Origin of the sequence: Rhodococcus sp. 05-2254-5 (assembly GCF_002258575.1) — a bacterium.
Lineage (GTDB): Bacteria > Actinomycetota > Actinomycetes > Mycobacteriales > Mycobacteriaceae > Rhodococcoides > Rhodococcoides fascians.
Map to the genome: position 1 here is coordinate 742,614 of NZ_NOZG01000007.1, position 16,581 is coordinate 759,194.

17 protein-coding genes are annotated in these 16,581 nt (G+C 64.6%); 10 read left to right on the forward strand and 7 right to left on the reverse strand.

The genetic code is table 11. The features are described from left to right. Positions 1-169: 169 nt before the first annotated feature. Together CH278_RS08790 and CH278_RS08795 are read left to right on the forward strand one after the other, a co-directional pair. Entirely contained in the window at positions 170-1,075 is a 906-nt protein-coding gene (locus CH278_RS08790) for an acyl-ACP desaturase (RefSeq protein ID WP_094621641.1), read from the forward strand. A 103-nt stretch (positions 1,076-1,178) separates the two neighbouring features. Then, complete coding sequence (locus tag CH278_RS08795) at positions 1,179-2,039, forward strand: universal stress protein (protein ID WP_094621642.1); 861 nt, start codon at positions 1,179-1,181, stop codon at positions 2,037-2,039. Here the strand turns inward: CH278_RS08795 and CH278_RS08800 are convergent. Genes CH278_RS08800 through CH278_RS08810 form a run of 3 tightly spaced genes read right to left on the reverse strand, consistent with a single transcriptional unit; the run spans position 2,032 to position 3,719 of the window. Next, positions 2,032-2,358: a cupin domain-containing protein gene (locus CH278_RS08800; protein WP_094621643.1), complete on the reverse strand. Its 327-nt coding sequence runs from the start codon at positions 2,356-2,358 to the stop codon at positions 2,032-2,034. The two genes, CH278_RS08795 and CH278_RS08800, sit on opposite strands and share 8 nt — an antisense overlap. A 54-nt stretch (positions 2,359-2,412) precedes the next feature. Next, a complete protein-coding gene (locus CH278_RS08805; protein ID WP_032385707.1) occupies positions 2,413-2,922 on the reverse strand; it encodes a dihydrofolate reductase in 510 nt (169 codons plus the stop codon). Beyond that, entirely contained in the window at positions 2,919-3,719 is an 801-nt protein-coding gene (locus tag CH278_RS08810; RefSeq protein ID WP_306436692.1) for a thymidylate synthase, read from the reverse strand. Before CH278_RS08810 ends, CH278_RS08805 begins: the two co-directional genes overlap by 4 nt. 29 nt (positions 3,720-3,748) lie before the next feature. Between CH278_RS08810 and CH278_RS08815 the strand changes: the two genes are divergently transcribed. After that, positions 3,749-4,615 (forward strand): DNA-formamidopyrimidine glycosylase family protein, encoded by an 867-nt coding sequence (locus tag CH278_RS08815; protein WP_027495990.1) that lies wholly within the window; start codon positions 3,749-3,751, stop codon positions 4,613-4,615. Here the strand turns inward: CH278_RS08815 and CH278_RS08820 are convergent. Beyond that, complete coding sequence (locus tag CH278_RS08820; RefSeq protein ID WP_094621645.1) at positions 4,608-6,152, reverse strand: carboxylesterase/lipase family protein; 1,545 nt, start codon at positions 6,150-6,152, stop codon at positions 4,608-4,610. The two genes, CH278_RS08815 and CH278_RS08820, sit on opposite strands and share 8 nt — an antisense overlap. 74 nt (positions 6,153-6,226) lie before the next feature. Here CH278_RS08820 and CH278_RS08825 point away from each other — a divergent pair, with 74 nt between their 5' ends. The 5 genes from CH278_RS08825 to CH278_RS08845 all read left to right on the forward strand — a co-directional run bounded on the left by CH278_RS08825 (position 6,227) and on the right by CH278_RS08845 (position 11,455). Beyond that, on the forward strand, positions 6,227-6,787 hold the full coding sequence (locus CH278_RS08825) for a molybdenum cofactor biosysynthesis protein (protein ID WP_032365947.1): 561 nt from the start codon (positions 6,227-6,229) through the stop codon (positions 6,785-6,787). A 125-nt stretch (positions 6,788-6,912) separates the two neighbouring features. Beyond that, complete coding sequence (locus CH278_RS08830; RefSeq protein WP_032381826.1) at positions 6,913-8,304, forward strand: GntP family permease; 1,392 nt, start codon at positions 6,913-6,915, stop codon at positions 8,302-8,304. Between the two features lie 29 nt (positions 8,305-8,333). Further along, the gene (locus CH278_RS08835; protein ID WP_027495994.1) at positions 8,334-9,545 is read left to right on the forward strand and encodes a CaiB/BaiF CoA transferase family protein; all 1,212 of its coding nucleotides are present in this window, start codon (positions 8,334-8,336) and stop codon (positions 9,543-9,545) included. Further along, the gene (locus tag CH278_RS08840; protein WP_094621646.1) at positions 9,546-10,469 is read left to right on the forward strand and encodes a hydroxymethylglutaryl-CoA lyase; all 924 of its coding nucleotides are present in this window, start codon (positions 9,546-9,548) and stop codon (positions 10,467-10,469) included. It abuts the gene before it with no gap. Continuing rightward, positions 10,466-11,455, forward strand: coding sequence for a 2-hydroxyacid dehydrogenase (locus CH278_RS08845; protein WP_048319410.1), 990 nt, complete (start codon positions 10,466-10,468; stop codon positions 11,453-11,455). Before CH278_RS08840 ends, CH278_RS08845 begins: the two co-directional genes overlap by 4 nt. On the opposite strand, the gene CH278_RS08850 is transcribed toward CH278_RS08845, so the two are convergent. Both CH278_RS08850 and CH278_RS08855 read right to left on the reverse strand, forming a co-directional pair. Beyond that, the gene (locus CH278_RS08850) at positions 11,443-12,216 is read right to left on the reverse strand and encodes an IclR family transcriptional regulator (RefSeq protein WP_228139160.1); all 774 of its coding nucleotides are present in this window, start codon (positions 12,214-12,216) and stop codon (positions 11,443-11,445) included. The two genes, CH278_RS08845 and CH278_RS08850, sit on opposite strands and share 13 nt — an antisense overlap. Next, positions 12,213-12,821: a TMEM175 family protein gene (locus tag CH278_RS08855; RefSeq protein ID WP_027495998.1), complete on the reverse strand. Its 609-nt coding sequence runs from the start codon at positions 12,819-12,821 to the stop codon at positions 12,213-12,215. The genes CH278_RS08850 and CH278_RS08855 overlap by 4 nt, the downstream gene beginning before the upstream one ends. Positions 12,822-12,881: 60 nt before the next feature. On the opposite strand from CH278_RS08855, the gene CH278_RS08860 reads away from it, so the two are divergent. Beyond that, entirely contained in the window at positions 12,882-14,288 is a 1,407-nt protein-coding gene (locus CH278_RS08860; protein WP_032365942.1) for an APC family permease, read from the forward strand. 5 nt (positions 14,289-14,293) lie between these two features. On the opposite strand, the gene CH278_RS08865 is transcribed toward CH278_RS08860, so the two are convergent. Next, positions 14,294-15,724: a dihydrolipoyl dehydrogenase family protein gene (locus tag CH278_RS08865; protein ID WP_032365941.1), complete on the reverse strand. Its 1,431-nt coding sequence runs from the start codon at positions 15,722-15,724 to the stop codon at positions 14,294-14,296. Between the two features lie 29 nt (positions 15,725-15,753). On the opposite strand from CH278_RS08865, the gene CH278_RS08870 reads away from it, so the two are divergent. Continuing rightward, complete coding sequence (locus CH278_RS08870) at positions 15,754-16,512, forward strand: SDR family oxidoreductase (RefSeq protein ID WP_032371257.1); 759 nt, start codon at positions 15,754-15,756, stop codon at positions 16,510-16,512. Positions 16,513-16,581 lie beyond the last annotated feature (69 nt).

The following is a 16,581-nucleotide window of genomic DNA, read 5'->3' on the forward strand; positions in this document are numbered from 1 at the left end:
ATCTACGTGTGATCCATGGTTTCGGCAAAACTCGTTGTGATTTATCTCGAGCGGGTCACGAGGGGCCTTGCGACTTGCCCTAAACAATGCAGAAGGCGGTCCCATCGCCTGCGCTACGCGCCTACTTTGATCTCGGATCGGTCCGGACGAGCGGGGTGAGAGGACGAGTATGCGCAGCGACATCGGGCAGTTCACGGTTCTACGGGAACTGCAGCCGACGATCGACGACAACCTCGCGCGCCACCGCTCGACAGCTGTCTCCTGGCAGCCCACGGATTTCGTCCGGACCGAGATGTACTGGGGAACGCGTACGTCACCGCTGACCGAAGCCGCCAAGGCGGCACTGGTCACCGATCTCCTCACCGAGCAGAACATTCCGCTGTATCGGTGCGAGGTCGCGGCGTCGGGTACTGGCTCGTGGCCTGCCTGGCTCGCCGAGTGGAGCGCCGAGCGCACCCGGCATGCTGCAGCCGTCACCGACTATTTGGTGGCCACGCGCAGCGTCGATCCGACGGCACTCGGTCGAGCTCGCGCACAGTGCAAGACGGTGGGATTCGACTCCCCGATGAACGGCGCTCACCTCCTTCGTTCTCTGGCGCAGGTGACCCTCGACGAAACGATCAGTAGCGTCTGCCATACGAATACCGCACACCAGTGCCACGATCCGGTTGCCGATCGCTTGCTCGGCCGGATAGTCGACGACCAGAAACTGCACGTCACCTTCTTTGCGAATCTTGTGTCGGCAGCGCTCGACGTCGCCCCCGCTCCGACCGTCACGGCAATCACCGAAGTCGTCATGAACGCGCAGTTGCCGGGTACCAACCTTCCCGGCTTCGGTCGGAGCGCCATGCTCATCGAGCGGGACGGGATCTTCGATCTTCGACGTCATCTCGACGAGGTGCTGCTGCCGTTGCTCGCTCGGTGGCGCGTCTTCGAGCGGACCGACCTGGGTGTCGGTGTCCGCAGCCGCGACCAATTGGCCGACTACCTGGTCCATCTCGACACCCGGGCCGCGGCAGCCGAGGCGAACCGAACCCGAACTCCGGGGTACGCAGACGCGCTGCGCGCCAGCTGACGTGAGTGCATCACGCCTTCGGCGACCATTCATCGACTAGCCTGAACCCCTGTTCGTCATTCACCGAGCCAGCGGGCTCGGGGCTACTACCGGAGGCCGGCACGTGACAGGGCATCGACCGATCATCGTCGGCATCGACGGTTCCGCTGCGGCCGACAAGGCTGTGATCTGGGCGGCCCTGTGCGCTCGGCGACGGGATCGGCGATTGCACATCGTGACGGCCGTCGACATGCCGGGCGTTGTCGATCTGAGCGAATTTGCAGGCGAGGCAACGGAATTCGTCGCCACCGCTAAATCGCGGCTCGCAGCCGCGGAAACGCTGGCCGTGTCGGTCGTCGACGACCCGACGTTCGAGGTGACCTCGAGTGCCGTCGAAGGCGGCGTGATGGACGTACTCATCGGCGTATCGGCCCAAGCCGAGCTGTTGGTGATCGGAGCGAGCGAAACGGGCGCTGTGACAATCTCTCTGGCAGCCCACAGCGTGTCGCCAGTGGCCGTCGTACGCGGCCGGGACATCGACGGCCGTCCCGTCGCCGAGGGCCCGGTCGTCGTCGGCGTGGACGGCTCCGACGTCAATCAGCCAGCGGTCGAGTGGGCGTTCGCCGAGGCCTCGGCACGTGATGCTCCGTTGATCGCGGTACACGTGTGGTCCGACGTGGATCTGACGCGCTCGTTCGGCCGGGCACCCGCGGACTGGCAGTCCATCACCGACACCGAGGAAGCGCTGCTGGCGGAAAGTCTCGCCGGGTGGCAAGAGCGGTTCCCGGAGGTCGACGTCCAACGCGTCGTCGCCCAGGATCGCCCCGTTCGGGTGCTCAGTGGACTGTCCGAAACGGCAGCGCTGATCGTGGTGGGTAATCGGGGACGCGGCGGATTCGGGGGAATGCTGCTCGGGTCGACGAGCTTCGCTCTGGTCGACACCGCAGATTGCCCGGTGCTGGTCGTCAGGAAAGCGGTCACATAGCGACGGTCAACAAGAAGCTGACGTCTTCGAGCGCTTCGACGCTGTGTCGTGCGTCGGGGATGACGAGGAGATCGCCGGTCGAGCCCTTCCAGGTCTTCTCACCGCTGATCAGCTCCAACTTGCCGCTCAGGACGAGGACGGTCGACTCACCGCTGAGATCGTGTTCGGCCAGCCTGTTGCCTGCGGCCAGCGCCACGACGGTCTGCCTCAATTTGCGGCTGTGGCCGCCGTACACCGTCTGCGAACTGCGGCCACTCGACGCGCCGACTGCGAGCTTGAGTTGCTGACGGGCAAGTGCGGTGAGTGACTTCTTGTCCATAGCCGCCAGTATGACGCACCACCCGCAGCCGCGATGGGGGAATCATGAACGCGCTCAAACAGTTTGGGTAGGCTTTCCGTACTCGACCCAACGGAATCGCGTTCCGTCCACGCGGCTGTTCTGCCAATCGCCCGCCTCGGCACTCCATTCGTCCGAAATCTCGGGGGCTCTCGTATCGCCGTCGACGTCGAGATCGATCTCGGTGACTTCGAGGTGGGTCGCGATACCCATTGCACTGCGATAGATTTCGCCGCCGCCGATGATCCAGATCGGGCTGTCGCCTATCAGGGCCACTGCGTCGGCGACACTCGGTGCGGTCTCGGCACCGTCTGCGGCCCACGAGGAGTTGCGGGTGACCACGAGGTTGCGACGGCCCGGCAGTGGACGGAACTTCGCGGGCAAGGAGTCCCACGTCTTCCGGCCCATGATCACCGGGTGCTCGGCCGTCTTCGATTTGAAGTGCGCCATGTCCTCGGGCACGTGCCAGGGGATCGATCCGGCGTCTCCGATGATGCCCGCGGTGCTCTGAGCCCAGATCAGACCGACGAAGCGCGGTGCACTCACACTGCTACCGGGGCCTTGATTGCAGGGTGGTGCTGATAGTCGATGATCTCGACGTCGTCGAAGGTGTAGTCGAAGATCGAATCCCGTTGTGCCAGTCTCAGAGTCGGGTAGGGGTACGCCTCGCGGGAGAGCTGCTCGGCAACCTGATCGCGGTGGTTGTCGTAGATGTGGCAATCGCCCCCGGTCCACACGAACTCGCCGACGTCGAGGCCGGTCTGTGCGGCGACCATGTGGGTGAGCAGTGCGTAGCTGGCGATGTTGAAGGGCACGCCGAGGAACATGTCTGCGCTGCGTTGATACAACTGGCACGAGAGCTTGCCGTCGGCGACATAGAACTGGAAGAACGCATGGCACGGCGGCAGGGCCATCTGCGGGATTTCACCGACGTTCCACGCCGAGACGATCATTCGCCGCGAATCCGGATCGGTCTTCAGGGTCTCGATGACCTGGCTGATCTGGTCGATGTGCTCGCCCGACGGGGTCGGCCACGAACGCCACTGCACTCCGTAGACGGGGCCGAGCTCGCCGTCCGGCGCTGCCCACTCGTCCCAGATGCTGACGCCGTGTTCCTGCAGCCACGTGACATTGGAGTCTCCGCGCAGAAACCACAGCAGTTCGTAGACGATCGACTTGAGATGGACCTTCTTGGTGGTGATCAACGGGAAGCCCGCGGCCAGATCGAAGCGCATCTGATGCCCGAACACGCTGGTCGTCCCGGTTCCCGTCCGGTCGGATTTGGCTGTACCGGTGTCGAGGATGCGGCGCAGCAGATCTTCGTACGGAGTCGGAACCATCACGACGGCCATCGTAGCTGCATACTGGACGCATGCCGGAATTACCCGAGGTGGAAGCCCTTGCCGGTTTCTTGCGCGAGCATGCCGTCGGTGCCGTGATCGGCCGCATCGACATCGCGGCACTCAGTGTTCTCAAGACATTCGATCCGCCGATCACCGATCTGCAGGGTCGCGACGTCACCGATGCCGCGCGCTTTGGAAAGCATCTGGCGCTGCAGGCGGGTGACCTGTGGCTGATCACCCACCTGTCGCGTGGGGGTTGGCTGCGATGGGTGGACAACCCCAGTGTTGCTCCGCCGAAACCGGGCAAGGGGCCGCTGGCGTTGCGGATCCACTTCTTCACTCCCGAGGGCGCGACGCCCGCCATCGACCTGACCGAAGCCGGTACCAAAAAGCGATTGGCGGTCTGGGTGGTCCGTGATCCTCAGCAGGTTGCGAGCATCGCCCGGCTCGGGCCGGACGCGATGACGGTCACCGAGCTCGAATTCGCCGAGATACTGGGCAGCACCACAGCGCGTCTGAAGACCTCGTTGGTGGACCAATCGTTGCTCGCCGGAATCGGCAACGCCTACTCGGACGAGATTCTGCACGTCGCCAAGCTCTCGCCGTTCGCGTCGTCGAGCAAGCTCGACGCGGAATCCGTCGCGGTTCTCTATGCCGCGATGCGCTCGGTCCTGTCCGACGCGGTGGACCGCTCGGCCGGGCAGGATGCGGCGCGTCTGAAGGGGGAGAAGCGATCCGGCATGCGGGTGCACGCCAGAACCGGGCTGCCGTGCCCGGTGTGCGGAGATCCGGTGCGCGAGGTCGCCTACGTGGACCGCTCTTTTCAGTACTGCGCGACGTGCCAGACGGCCGGCAAGATTCTTGCCGACCGCCGGATGTCGCGGTTGCTCAAGTAGCGGGTTCGAGCGTCTGGCTGGCGTAGCCGCGATAGCCTTCCCACGCTTTGCGGCGATCGCTGCGCGGATCTTTCTGCACCCGAGTGCGCGTGTCGAAGATCAGTGTCTTGCGCTCGGCTTCGTCGTAGGCCGGCCACGATTCCAACGGCTTTCCGTTGGTGGCGAACGCAATCCAGTGTGACTGCACGTGCTCGGTGACCTCCGCGAACGACTTTCGTCCCCCTGTCGCGGTCAGGGCCTTGCCGAACAACGTCTCGTTGATGCCGAAGACGGCGAACAACTCGAACCCGTGAGTGGCGTCGAGGCCCAGCAACTTCATCGACCGAGGGGCGAAGTCGAATCGATAGAAGTACGTCGGTGCGTGACGCGAATGTCCTTCGGCCACTTCGAGAGACGGCTTCCAGAACGTGAAATCTCCGCCGAAGTCGATGGCGGCCCGCTCGCTCGGGTATCCCCGGTATCCGCCGGTGACAACCGGTTCTGCCGCGGGATCGGTGAGGGAGAAGAGTTTGGAAATGCGTTCGGGGTTGGTGGGCAACGCGTCCAGAAACTTCGGAAACAGTGTTCCCTCACGGGCATTGGTGCCGATGATCAGCGGCACGTTGTGTGCGGTGCCGTTCGCGTACGCCTCGACCGGATCGACAGGAAGGAAATCACCGTCGATCACCGGGCCGAAGGGGAGCAGGCCGGGAGTGCGGTGCAGCGTGGTGAGTCCGAGTTTGGTGCCTGCTCGGCCGAGTGCCAGTACCTCGGCGTTCTCCAGGGTTTCCACCGCGGTCTCGGCGGTGCCTCCGAGGTACCCGACGTACTCGCTCGCCCACTGGTCCGCCCGGTGCTTGGCGGTCGTCATGCCCGGTGCCGAGCTTTCGGCAATTGCCTGCGCGAAAAGGCCTTTCGCGGCGGGCACTGTCATCAGGGTGGTGACGGCATTGCCGCCTGCGGACTCGCCGAAGACGGTGACGTTGTCGGGATCTCCGCCGAACTCGGCGATGTTGCGCTTTACCCACTCCAATGCCGCCACCTGGTCGCGTAGTCCCAGGTTGGAATCGAACGGCCGCTCGGGGGTCGAGAATCGCGACATGTCGAGGTAGCCCAAAGCGCCGAGTCGGTAGTTGACCGACACGTAGATGATGCCGTCGCCGTCCTGCAGCGAGCGCCGGACCAGCGAACCTCCGCCGTACAGCGGGGTGGCCGACGTGCCGAGGGTGTATGCACCGCCGTGGATGAACACCATGACCGGTCTGGGTGTCGTGCTCGGCGTGCTCGGTGCCAGGACGTTGAGTGTCAGGCAATCCTCGCTCGACGGTTGGTACTTGCCGATTGCGAGCATCGTGCCCCGCTTGTGCTGAACGGATGCGTTGCCCCACTCGGTCGCGTCGCGCACGCCCTGCCACGGCTGGGTGGGTTGAGGTGCGCGAAACCGGAGGGGACCGACGGGAGGGGCGGCGTAGGGAATGCCCCGCCAGGTGGTGAGATCGCCGACCGGCTTTCCCTCGATCATGCCGTCCGTCGTGGTCACGCGTGTTTTCACAGCCATTTCGCGATACTACCGGGCGCTTCTTACCCGGTGGTAAGAACCGGCAGGGTCGGGTACCGGGCAGACTCGAAAGCATGCCTTTCGAGTATCGAGCCGAGATAGTGGAGCTGCTGCGAGCGCCCTCGCATGCGTACTTCGGGAGATCCAAGGACGGCCCAGCCGAGGTGCCGACCGAATTGCCGGACAGCGTCGAGATCGTCGCCCACAAGGGCATCCGCGGCGATCGGTTCTTCGGGGTCAAGGCTCATACCGAGGCAGCGGTGAGCTTTCTGGCACTCGAAGCCTGGGATGCCGTCGGCGAGGTTCTGGGCGTCGACGTTCCCGACCCGGCCGTGGCCAGGCGAAACGTTGTGGTCCGCGGGTTGGAGCTCGACCCACTGCGCGGACTGGAATTCGAGCTCGATTCCGGTGACGGCTGGATTCGCTTCCGGGGCGGCCGACCTGCCCATCCGTGCGCGTGGATGGACCGCATGGTGGTCGACGGCGCTCGCAAGGCACTGATCGGTCGCGGTGGATTGCGGGTCGAGCCGCTCTCGGACGGAATCCTGCGAGTCGGACCGCTGTCGGTTCGCTCCCCGGTCGAACTGGATGCCTCGCGAGCTGCGCTGTCGATTCGGCGCGCGCAGCCCATCTGACGCGAAGTCGGGGGCCGCTCTTGCTCACGAAGTAAATCTGTACCCATAATGTGAGCAATGGTGCGACGCATCACACCGGCCCGTCATGCATGGCGGCGGTCACTCTCTGGTGGAAAGACCTACCGATGTCCGATTTGTGGATCGTGATCAACACCGTCGTCGCAGTACTGGCGGTGGTGGTCTTCATCGTTCGTTTCCATTTCAACCCGGTGATTTCGCTGGTGCTCGGGGCTGCGTACCTGGGCCTGGCGACCAAGCTGGGAGTGTCGACCACTGTCGACACGATCACCGGCGGATTCGGCGAGATCATGGCCGAGGTCGGATTGCTCATCGCGTTCGGCGTCCTGATGGGTTCGGTGCTGCAGGAGATGAGCGCCATCCAGCGTCTCGTCGGCACTCTGCTGAGAGCCTTCGGCCCCAAGCGGCTCCCGTACGCGCTGTCGCTGACCATCGCGACTCTGTTGCAGTCCATCTTCCTCGACGTGTTGCTCGTGATCTCCGCACCGCTCGCTCGCAATCTCGCACCCAAGATCGGCAAGTACGGCACGGCGAGGATGGCCACGGCGCTGGCCATCGCGCTGGAGTGCGGCATCGTCTTCATGGTCCCCGGAGTCGCGACGCTGGCGTTGGCCGGACTGCTCGGCGTGCCGTTGGGCAAGATGATGATCTACGGACTGATCCTCATCGTTCCTGTCGTCGTGCTGTCGGTGGCCATCATGTCGTTCGTTTTCCGGCACGGTTGGTGGAACGAGGAGAAGGACGAGCAACAGATCATCGCGGTGTCGGAGCCGGTGGTCTCGGAGCCTGTCGAGTCCGACGACGAGCCCCTCGGCGCCGGCGGCGGCGTGGCCCAAAAGGTGCGCACCGAGAAGCAGACCTCGCTGCTGGTGTTGCTCTCGCCGTTGCTGCTCGCGCTCGTCCTGATCGCCATCGGTGCCGTTCTCGAAGTCGCCGAGATCTCGGTTCCGGTAGTCGAATTCATCGCCAGCCCGGTCATCGCGCTGCTCCTCGGACTGGTCGGGACGTGCCTCATCGGCCGTTACCACGTCGGCCAGGAGCGGGTGGAGAAAGCTCTCGCTCGTGGATTCGCCGAGAGCGGTCAGATCCTCATTCTCACCGGTGTCGGTGGATCGCTTGCAGCCGTCATCAACGAAGCCGGTCTCGGCGACATCCTCGGCCAGTACTTCACGGCCAGTACCGCGGCACCACTGCTGATGGTGTGGGTCATCGCTGCCGCGCTGCACATCGCCGTCGGATCGGTGACGATCTCGGCCATCACCTCCGCCGGTATCCTCGCGCCCGTCGCGCCGCTGATCGGTCTCGACCCGGTGTTCATCGCTCTCGCCGCCGGTGCCGGATCGTTGTTCGCCGTGCACGTCACCAGCAACACGTTCTGGCTGCTGCAGTCCTTGATGGGCCAGTCGACGAGGGGCACACTCAAGACGTGCTCGGTGGGCGTGTCGGTGGCATCGGTCATCGCCATCGCCTTGATCGTGCCGATGAGCTGGATCCTGTGACCTCTTCCGCGAATACCGAAAGGAACACAATGGCATTGCCGCTCAGTGGAGTTCGAGTTCTCGAACTCGGCAACTACATCGCCGCACCTACGGCGGCCAGGATGCTCGCCGATTTCGGTGCCGAGGTGATCAAGGTCGAGAGGCCGGGTACCGGTGACGAACTGCGCAATTGGCGGCTGTATTCCGGTACGACGTCGATGCTGTACCGCACGATCAACCGGAACAAGAAATCGATCGTGCTGGACCTGCGCACCGAGCAGGGACGCAAAGATGTGGTCGACCTCGCCGCGCACTGCGACATCGTGCTCGAGAACTTCCGGCCCGGCACACTCGAGAAGTGGGGGATCTCGCCCGAGGTGCTCAGTGCCGCCAATCCGGAGCTGATCATCACGCGTATCTCGGCATTCGGGCAAACCGGCCCGATGTCGCAGCGACCCGGATTTGCCGCTGTGGCAGAGGCGTACGGCGGTTTCCGCAACCTCGTCGGTGATCCGGACAGGCCGCCCGTGCGGGTTGGTGTGTCGATCGGCGACTCGATCGCCGGTCTCTATGCGGCGTTCGGATGTGTCATGGCGTTGTTCCAACGACAGACGCAGCGCGCAGCAGAGACATCGGACCCGTTGTCGCTCGAACAGCGTTCCATCGACGTGGCCTTGAACGAATCCATACTGTCGATGATGGAGTCGCTGATTCCGGACTATCTGGCGTACGGCGTCGAACGCGAACGGACGGGCGGCCGAATGGAGGGCATCGCGCCCTCGAATGCGTACCCGTGCAACGACGGTCACTCGATCATCATCGCAGGTAACGGCGACGCCATCTTCCAGCGTTACATGGAGACCATCGACCGTCCCGATCTGGGAGCCGATCCGGACCTGGCGACCAACGCCGGCCGGTGGCGTCGCCGGGACGAGCTGGACGCCGCTATCTCGGCCTGGACCGGATTGCGTTCGCGCGCCGAGGCATTGAAGATCCTCGATGCCGCGGGGGTGCCGTCGGGTCCGATCTACACCGCCGCGGATATCGTCGCCGACGAACAGTACGCGGCCCGCAACATGATTCAGCACTTTCCGGTCGACACCGGCCAGGAAGAGCCCACCGACGTCGGGTTCGTCGGAGTCGTCCCGGTGATCGGTGACGCATCCCTGCCGATCCGTTCGGTCGGGCCGGATCTGGGCGAGCACACCAGAGAAGTACTGTCGACGCTGCTCGGCCGCACCGACGAAGAGATGGGCCTGTAGATGTACCGCTTCACCCCCACCGCGGAGCTACGCGACGTCACGATGCGCGACGGACTGCAGCTCACCGGCAAGATGCTCCCCACCGGACGCAAACTCGAGATCATCAGGGCCCTCATCGAACTCGGCGTGCCGGCACTCGAGATCGGCTCGATGGCACGCGGCGACAAAGTGCCACCCATGGCCAACACCCTCGAGGTCATCGGCGAGCTGACCGCCGAGGAACTCGAGCGATGCTGGGTGTGGGTCGCCACTCCACGCCACGTCGAGAAGGCCGCTGCTGCAGGGGCTCGCAACTTCCAGTACTGCTTCTCCGCGTCGGACTCGCACAACCAGGCCAACATCGGGCGCACCACCGAGGTGTCGCTGGCCGCGATGCCCGATGCCGTCGACATCACCCGCTCGGTGGGCGGACAGATCGAGTTGTGTATCGCAACGTCGTTCACCTGTCCTTTCGAGGGACAGGTACCGCCGGATCGGGTCATCGAGATCGCCAACGACGAACGAGCTACGGGCGCAACGGATATTGTCATCTGCGACACCCTCGGACAGGCAGTACCGGTTCAGGTGTCGTCGCTGATCTCACGGGTGCGCGCGGAAACTCCGGACCGCCGGGTGGTGTTCCACGGTCACGACACCTGGGGTCTGGGCGTCGCGAACACTCTGGCCGCCATCTCGGCCGGAGCCGCGATGGTCGACGGTTCGCTCGGCGGACTGGGCGGCTGCCCCTTCGCCCCCGGTGCCAGTGGCAACACCTCGTCCGAGGACATTCTCTTCGCGACGAGGCCGGACTGGTTCGAGCCGAAGACGCTGGCACGCATGGTCTCTCTGTCGGAGGGCCTGCTGGCCGAACTGGAGGAGCCCATGCGATCGAAAACCGTGCAGGGTGCCAGGTCCGAGGCGCACGTGTTCGAGTGGGTCGTATGAGCCGCATTCTCGTCACGTCGGAAATCCCGGCTCCCGGCATGGACATTCTGCGGGCCGCCGGCGAGGTCGACCTCCGCTCGTTGGACCACGAGCAGCTTCTCGACGCCTGCGCATCGGGTACGTATTCCGTGGTCGTCTCGCAGTTGCGCGACCGGTTCGACGCGGAACTTCTCGCTACGGCGTCGATCACCGGGATCTCCAACTACGCCGTCGGATTCGACAATATCGACATCGCGGCCGCCACACGCCACGGAATCACCGCGGCGAACACTCCAGGTGTGCTGACGGATTCGACCGCGGACATCGCGATGCTCCTCATTCTGTCCACGGCCCGCCGCGCCGTCGAGGCCGATGCCTTCGTTCGGTCCGGATCCTTCACCGGGTGGGAGCCCGAACTGCTGCTGGGCAGCGATGTCTCGGGCCGTGTGCTCGGCCTTGCCGGTTTCGGCCGGATCGCGCGGGCCACCGCTCGGCGGGCACTGGGTTTCGGCATGACGGTGAAGTTCTGCCCCCGGCCGCCCGGCGACCGCGAGGTCTCCGACGACGAACTCGGTGAGTTCGCCGGCCGCGTCGAACATGCGGCGTGGGACGAGATCGTCGCAACGAGTGACTTTCTGTCGCTGCACGTCCCGTTGTCGGACTCCACCCGGCATCTGGTCGATGCTGCCGTGTTCGAGGCCATGAAGCCGTCGGCGATTCTGATCAATACCGCGCGTGGGCCGGTGGTCGACGAGGCAGCGCTGGTGGTTGCTCTACGTGAGAAATCGATCGCAGCAGCAGGATTGGACGTCTACGAACGCGAACCTGCGCTCGAGCCGGGCCTGGCCGAACTGTCCAATACCGTGCTCCTGCCGCACGTGGGCAGCGCGACGGTCTCGGTGCGCTCGGAGATGGCGCGCCTGTGCGCCACCAATGCCGTGGCGATGCTGCGCGGTGAGCTCCCGCCGCACCCGGTCAATCCCGAGGCCTGGGGTCAGGCGGGGTAGCGGCCGCCGAGGGTCCGGGTGATCTGTTCGGCATGCGAGATCAGCAGGTCCACCCAGGCCTCGCACTGCGACTGCGGCATCCGTAATGTCGGGCCGCTGATGGTGACGGCACCGACGATGTCCGAGGCCGAATCGAACACCGGAGCGGACAGCCCCGATGCGCCGGTCTCGCGCTCACCGGTGGTGATCGCGTAGCCGTCGGACCTTGTCTGCGCCAACAGTTCCCGCATCGTCTCGGCCTCGGTCACCGTCTGCTCGGTCAGCGATTCGAGTTCGCGGGACAGAACACGCTCTGCCAGTTCCGAGTCCCAGGCCAGTAGGACACGGCTGGCCGATCCTGCGCTGAGCGGAATGACCTTGCCGACGTACATGTCTCGTCGCAACGCATGCCGCGTCTCGGCAATGGCCACGCATACACGGTAGTTCTGCTCGGGCCGAAAGAAGCACGCGGTCTCGGTCGTCAGATCGCGCATGTCCTTAAGGATCGGGTTGACGACCGACAACACGTCGAGATCCTTGGTCGCCGTCGCGGCCCAGTACGCCATCCGCACCCCGATGCGGATGCGATCGCCGCCTCGATCCAGGAAGCCCTGTTGAACCAGGTTGGTGACCAGACGCTGCACCGTCGAGGTGGGCAGCCCGGTGCTCTGCTGAATCTCGCCCAGCGTCATGGCCGGGCGATCGAACGAGAACGCATCGAGAATCTCGGTGATCTTGCCCAGCACGAGAAGCGGCTGCTGCTTCGGTGAATTCTCGGTCACTCGACCAATCTACGTGTAGTGCGTCGATCGGCGAAGTGGTTGATCGGCTTGGCCAGCAGCAGGATCAGCAGTGACCACAGGCCGAGTGGTGTGAACGCCAGACCGAACGCGATCAGGATCAACGCCGAGCCGACGGCGCCGGTGCGGACTCGTTCCACGTCGCGAGAGTCAGCGGCCACGATCGACGGGTGCCGCGAGACGACGACGTCCGCGACGAACATGGCGATGACGGAGACAGCGATTGTGGCGACGTACAGCGTCGACGAACTCGAGTCGTATCCGTTCTTCTCGGCGATCAGCTTCGTCGGAAAGGGGAGGAACACGATGGACAGTAGCCACACGAAATTGATCCACATCAGTGCAGGTGTGTAGCCGATCAGATTTCGGAAGACGCGGTGGTGGCTGAGCCATTGAGTGAAGATCACCAGAAAGCTCAGGACGAATGCATAGAATTCCACACCGTGCTCACGAAAGACGTCCACGAAGCTGTCGCTCCGGCCAGGGTCGGCCAACTCGACGAGCGGTAGAACCAACAGCGTGGCCGCGATGGCTACCACGGCATCGCTGAAATTGACCAGTCTCTCGAAACCGCGTTGATATTCCATGTCAGCCCATCTCGTATTCCATGTCAGCATTGTGCTCCCAGTACGGGTAGCGTCCCAACGATGTCCGAGCGACGTACTCTGACCACCGGGCGAGTGGTGTTTCTGGTGGTTGCTGCCGCAGCACCGATGGCGGCCATGATCGGTAATGTGCCACTGGCATTGATTCGCGGAAACGGGGCTGGGTTGCCTGCCGCGTACGCGATCAGTTCCGTTGTGCTGCTCTGCTTCTCGGTGGGGTTCGCGGCGATCGCGCAGCAGGTCTACAGTACCGGTGCGTTCTACACCTACATCGGTCTCGCGTTGGGTAAACCGCCCGGAATTGCTGCCGCATATGTCGCAGTTGTCGCGTATACGTCACTTGCGTGCGGGCTTTCGGGAGCATTCGGCTATTTCACCCATCTGGTCTTCGCCGATTCGGGCATCGATATTCCGTGGTACGTCTTCACCGGCGTTGCCGTGGTGATCGTGGCAATTCTCGGGTTCAGAAATGCCGACCTCTCCGCCAAGGTCTTGGGGACACTGATGGTGCTGGAGTTCGCTTTTCTGGTGGTGTTCGACGGCTTGGTCGTCAGGCAGAAGGGCGCTGCCGCAGTGCCACTGGAGTCGTTCACACCCACTCAGGTGTTCTCCGGTTCGCTCGGTATCGCCATGATGTTCGCCTTCTCGAGCTTCATCGGGTTCGAATCCGCAGCGTTGTACGGGGAGGAGACCAAGGACCCGCGGCGGAGCATCCCGCGTGCGACGTTCATTGCGGTGTCGATCATCGCGGTCTTCTACGTCACGACGAGCTGGATCGTCGTCGGTGCGGCAGGCGGTGTCGACGCTCCGGCGCTGGCCCAGACCGAACTGGGCAACCTACTGTTCACGCTGGCGCGTGAGTACGGCGGAACCGTGCTGTACGACGGCACCGCAGTGCTGCTGTGCACCAGCGTGCTCGCGTCGTATCTGGCGGTGCACAACGCCGCCAGTCGTTATCTGTTCGCGCTGGGGCGTGAGCGGGTACTTCCGGTGTGGCTCGGCCGAATTCACCCGCGGCACGCGAGCCCCCATATCGGAAGCATCACCGCATCGGTGGTGGCAGCGGTATCGCTGACGGGCTTCGCGGTGGCCGGTGCCGACCCCTACCTGAGTTATGCGGCCGGTGCCATCGGCCTCGGCACTCTGGGTGTCATTGCGCTGCAGGCCGCCGCGGCACTGTCGGTGGTCGTGTTCTTCATCGGCCATCCCGATCGATCCGTGTGGCGCACCGCGATTGCCCCGGGCATCGGATTTCTCGGGTTCACGACCGGATTGATCCTCGCCGGAACGCATTACAGCGTGCTCACCGGATCCGATTCTGCCGTCGTCAACGCGGTACCGGTGGTGTTGATCCTCGCAGCGATCCTCGGGGTCCTGGTGGCTCTACGCCTGAGGCGAACCGACCCGACAACTTACGCAGGCATAGCTGCGGCATATGCGCGGAGCTGAACCTGTCACCGGCGCGATTCGAGTAGTCGGAGCCAGATTTCGCTGACAGTCGGGTACGACGGCACCGCATGCCACAGATCGTCGAGCGATACCTTCCCGACCACGGCAACGGTGGCCGCGTGCACCAATTCCGCCACCCCCGGCCCGACGAAGGTCGCCCCGACGAGAGTGTCGGTGGCCCTGTCGATCACCAACTGCGCACGACCCGAGTAGTCGTCCTGCTGTAGGGAGGAACCCGCGACGGCGATGTCCTGGGCCGCGATCTCGACGTCGATACCGGCTTCGCGCGCCTTGGCCTCGGTGAGCCCGACCGAGGCGACCTCGAGGGGCGTGAACACGACCTGGGGAATCTGTCCGTGGTCGGCGGTGGCGCGAAACTTCTTGTGATCGAGCGGCTTTCCCTCGGCCCGGGCGGCGATGACGTCACCGGCCACCCGTCCCTGATACTTGCCCATGTGCGTCAACGGTGCCCGGCCGTTGAGATCGCCGACGGCATAGAGCCAGTCGTGGTCTCCCACAGTGAGGTGGTCGTCGACGTCGACGTATCTGCCGTCGGGAAGACCGACGGAGGACAGTCCCAGATCCGAGCTCGCCGGGGAGCGGCCCGCCGCGACCAGCACCTCGTCCACGACGAGGTCCTCGCCGCCGACTGTGAGAGTGACCGGACCACCGTGGATTCGGCCGACGCCGGTGTCGGCGGGATCTTGCCGCGACACGGCCGTCAGGGACGCGTCGAGCATGATCGTTGCGCCGCGTTGTTTCAGTGCGTCGGCGACGAGCTGCCCGGCGAACGGCTCGGAGCCGGCCAGCAGGGACGAGCCGCGCACGATCATCGTGACTTTCGCCCCCAGGGACAGCAGCCACGTCGCTGCCTCGCTCGCCACGACACCGCCGCCGATGATGGCCACGTGGCCGGGGGTCTCGTGAATGTTCGTGGCGTCGCGGGAGATCCACGGTCGGGCATCGCGAAGGCCAGGCGTGTTCGGCACCGACGCGGTGGTGCCGGTGGCCAGCACCACCGCATGCCGAGCTGTGAGCGTTCTGCCGTCGACCTCGACGGTCTTGACCCCGCTGAGCCGTCCGTGGCCACGGATCACCGAGATGCCCGCGGACTCGGCCCACGACACCTGCGACGAGTCGTCGAGGCCGTGGGTGAAGGATTCGCGTCGGGCCAGTACGGCGTCGGCGTCGAGGGGTTGGTCGCCGACCAGTTCTTTCACGCCCGGCATGTTTCGGGCGGTATCGAGCACCTCGCTCGGCCGCAGGAGCGCCTTGCTGGGCATGCATGCCCAGTACGAGCATTCGCCGCCGACGAGTTCGTGTTCGACGATGGCGGCGGTGCGGCTGCTGCCTTGTATCGCGTACTGCGCGGCATTCTCACCGACGGGTCCTCCGCCGATGACGATCACATCGAATTCCGAGCTCTCTGGGGCCATTGCTCCACAGTGACATAGGCTCCCCGCTTATGGCGACCACTCGGAGCAAGATTCTGATCACCGGCGCGAGTTCAGGACTGGGCGAGGAGATGGCGCGCCGCTTCGCGGCCATGGGCCGTGATCTCGCGCTCTGTGCGCGACGGGTCGAGCGGCTCGACGAGCTTCGTTCCGAACTGATGAAGCAGCATCCTGGGATCACCGTGGCGGTGCGCGCACTCGACGTCACCGATCACGATGCCGTGGTGACGGTGTTCGGCGAACTGCGCGACGAGTTGGGCGGCCTGGATCGAGTTGTCGTCAATGCCGGACTCGGCAAGGGTGCGAAAATCGGATCCGGTCGCGCGGACGCCAATCTGCAGACCGCGCGCACCAATTTCGTCGGTGCGCTGTCGCAGGCCGAGGCCGCGTTGGCGATATTCCGGGCCCAGAAGCACGGGCACCTGGTGTTCGTCTCGTCCATCAGCGCCGATCGGGGTCTGCCCGGTGCCAAGGCGACCTACTCGGCCAGCAAAGCGGCGGTGGCCTCTCTGGGAGAATCGTTGGCCACCGAGTTGGCCCGAACCGACATCGTCGTCACGACGCTTCTGCCGGGTTTCATCGCCACCGACATGTCGGCCGGCGCAGGTGACAGTGCTGCTCTCACAGCCACTCTGGACGAAGGCGTCACCGCGATGGTCCGGGCCATCGAAAGCGAAACGCGCCGCGCCGCGCTGCCCGGCCTGAAATGGCGAGGCATCGACGCGGCGCTGCGGTTCCTGCCGAACGTGCTGACGGATCGAATGGTCTGACTGCAGGAGTGGAGCCTGCGGAATGACCGGTTCGATGCAGGAGTGGAGCCTGCGGAATGACCCGGTTAC

What these genes read in the sequence shown, in the direction of transcription:
- CH278_RS08820 (WP_094621645.1), bottom strand. Translation starts at nt 6,152, where the DNA reads ATGGCTGTGAAAACACGCGTGACCACGACGGACGGCATGATCGAGGGA.
- CH278_RS08855 (WP_027495998.1), bottom strand. Translation starts at nt 12,821, where the DNA reads ATGGAATATCAACGCGGTTTCGAGAGACTGGTCAATTTCAGCGATGCC.
- CH278_RS08865 (WP_032365941.1), bottom strand. Translation starts at nt 15,724, where the DNA reads ATGGCCCCAGAGAGCTCGGAATTCGATGTGATCGTCATCGGCGGAGGA.
- CH278_RS08870 (WP_032371257.1), top strand. Translation starts at nt 15,754, where the DNA reads ATGGCGACCACTCGGAGCAAGATTCTGATCACCGGCGCGAGTTCAGGA.
- CH278_RS08845 (WP_048319410.1), top strand. Translation starts at nt 10,466, where the DNA reads ATGAGCCGCATTCTCGTCACGTCGGAAATCCCGGCTCCCGGCATGGAC.
- CH278_RS08790 (WP_094621641.1), top strand. Translation starts at nt 170, where the DNA reads ATGCGCAGCGACATCGGGCAGTTCACGGTTCTACGGGAACTGCAGCCG.
- CH278_RS08815 (WP_027495990.1), top strand. Translation starts at nt 3,749, where the DNA reads ATGCCGGAATTACCCGAGGTGGAAGCCCTTGCCGGTTTCTTGCGCGAG.
- CH278_RS08835 (WP_027495994.1), top strand. Translation starts at nt 8,334, where the DNA reads ATGGCATTGCCGCTCAGTGGAGTTCGAGTTCTCGAACTCGGCAACTAC.
- CH278_RS08860 (WP_032365942.1), top strand. Translation starts at nt 12,882, where the DNA reads ATGTCCGAGCGACGTACTCTGACCACCGGGCGAGTGGTGTTTCTGGTG.
- CH278_RS08840 (WP_094621646.1), top strand. Translation starts at nt 9,546, where the DNA reads ATGTACCGCTTCACCCCCACCGCGGAGCTACGCGACGTCACGATGCGC.
- CH278_RS08825 (WP_032365947.1), top strand. Translation starts at nt 6,227, where the DNA reads ATGCCTTTCGAGTATCGAGCCGAGATAGTGGAGCTGCTGCGAGCGCCC.
- CH278_RS08830 (WP_032381826.1), top strand. Translation starts at nt 6,913, where the DNA reads ATGTCCGATTTGTGGATCGTGATCAACACCGTCGTCGCAGTACTGGCG.
- CH278_RS08800 (WP_094621643.1), bottom strand. Translation starts at nt 2,358, where the DNA reads ATGGACAAGAAGTCACTCACCGCACTTGCCCGTCAGCAACTCAAGCTC.